This is a genomic window from uncultured Methanobrevibacter sp., assembly GCF_902771435.1.
Classification (GTDB): domain Archaea; phylum Methanobacteriota; class Methanobacteria; order Methanobacteriales; family Methanobacteriaceae; genus Methanocatella.
On the sequence record NZ_CACXXB010000096.1, the window covers coordinates 1 to 2,077 of the forward strand.

At 33.1% G+C, this 2,077-nt stretch carries 1 protein-coding gene; it reads right to left on the bottom strand.

All coding sequences use genetic code 11. The features are described 5' to 3' along the window. Nucleotides 1-165: 165 nt before the first annotated feature. Nucleotides 166-1,500 (bottom strand): NADP-specific glutamate dehydrogenase, encoded by a 1,335-nt coding sequence (gene gdhA / locus QZU83_RS10700; protein ID WP_292606478.1) that lies wholly within the window; start codon nt 1,498-1,500, stop codon nt 166-168. Nucleotides 1,501-2,077: the final 577 nt, after the last annotated feature.

Below are 2,077 nucleotides of genomic sequence, written 5' to 3' on the forward strand. Positions count from 1 at the left end.
TTAAATAATAAATAATATATAAAGAAATAGAGAGAGCATTTGAAAACTAATATCTTCAGATGCCTTTTTGTGAAATTCATCTCCGACCTTAAAGAGGTCGGAGTATTCTTTCACTATTAAGATAAATGATTAATAATCTAAAAAAGAAAAAAGAAACAAGAAAATCTATACGATTCCTTGTGCGTTCATAGCATCAACAACTTTCTTGAATCCTGCAATGTTTGCTCCTGCAACATAGTTTTTGTCCATGCCGTATTCTTCAGCAGCAGCTGCAGCATTTTCGAAAATGGTTTCCATAATGGTTTGGAGTCTACCATCAACCTCTTCAAAGGTCCAGGATAATCTTTCTGAGTTTTGTGACATTTCAAGTGCAGAAGTTGCTACTCCACCAGCGTTTGAAGCTTTACCCGGTGCGAATAATACATCATTTTCTTGTAAGAATTCGGTTGCTTCAATAGTGGTTGGCATGTTTGCTCCTTCAGCAACTGCTAAAACTCCGTTTTCAACTAATGTTTTAGCGTCTTCTAATTGCAATTCGTTTTGGGTAGCACATGGAAGAGCGATGTCACATTTAATGGTCCATACGCCTTTGCCTTCGTGGTATTCAGCACTGTCTCTAGCTTCAGCATATGCGGTTAATCTTTCTCTTCTGATTTCTTTTACTTCTTTTAATAACTCAACGTCGATTCCTTCAGGGTCGTAAATCCAACCTGTTGAATCGGAACAGGTTACAGGTTTACCACCTAATTGTTGAGCTTTTTCGATTGCATAAATTGCTACGTTACCTGCACCGGAAACTGCAATGGTTTTACCTGCAATGTCAATGTCATTAGCTTTTAACATAGCGTTAGTGAAGTATAATAATCCATATCCGGTAGCTTCGGTTCTTGCAAGGGATCCTCCGAAGGTTAATCCTTTACCAGTTAATACTCCTTCGTATAATCCTCTGATTCTTTTGTATTGACCAAATAAGAAACCGATTTCTCGGCCACCTACACCGATATCTCCAGCAGGCACATCAGTGTCTGCTCCGATGTATTTGCATAATTCAGTCATGAAAGATTGACAGAATGCCATGATTTCTCTGTCTGATTTTCCTTTAGGATCAAAGTCAGATCCACCTTTTCCTCCACCAATTGGAAGACCGGTTAAGGAGTTTTTGAAAATTTGTTCAAAACCTAAGAATTTAATAATACCGAGGTTTACAGATGGGTGGAAACGTAATCCGCCTTTGTAAGGTCCTATTGCACCGTTGAATTGTACACGGTATCCGGTATTTACTTGTACTTGTCCGTTGTCATCTACCCACGGGACACGGAATTTAAATTGTCTTTCCGGATTTGTTAATCTTTCAAGAAGTGCGTTTTTCTTAAATTCATCTTCATTTTCTTCAATTACAACCCTTAAGGATTCCAATACTTCGCGTACAGCTTGGTGGAATTCAGGTTCGGAAGGGTTTTGTTCTATAATGGTTTCTATTACTTCATCTACGTATGACAAAAAACATTCCTCCAAATTTATAATTTGAATTAATTAATATTATTAAAATAATTTTTATGAAAGCAACATATTTTAACAATATAATTAGATATTTGAATCTCATAGTATTTAAATATTTTTCAATATTTGATAAAAATATACATATATTATTCAAAAAAAATTAGATTTATCTTATACATATTATAATATATATTAAAAATATTAAGAAAATAATTAAATCTTTTTGGATATTAATTCACAATGTCTAACTAAAATTATCAATTATTGTACAAAGTCGGAATACATTTGCCACCAAAGAATTCCGAGTAGTGAAAAATTAAAATGTACAGATAATTTAACACCACCACCCAAAATAACGAACATAATCCCCAATTTCACATATAAAAATAAACAAAATAATACCAAAATGAAAAAAGCATATCTCTTTATATACAATAATTTACATAATAATCTACAGTAACATAGCAAATTTTAAATTTAATCGACAAATGGAGAAAAAAATAATGAAAATTACCAAATCCCAATATGATGAATTGAAAAACAGCTATTTATCAAAAAACAGAAGCATGCATTCATT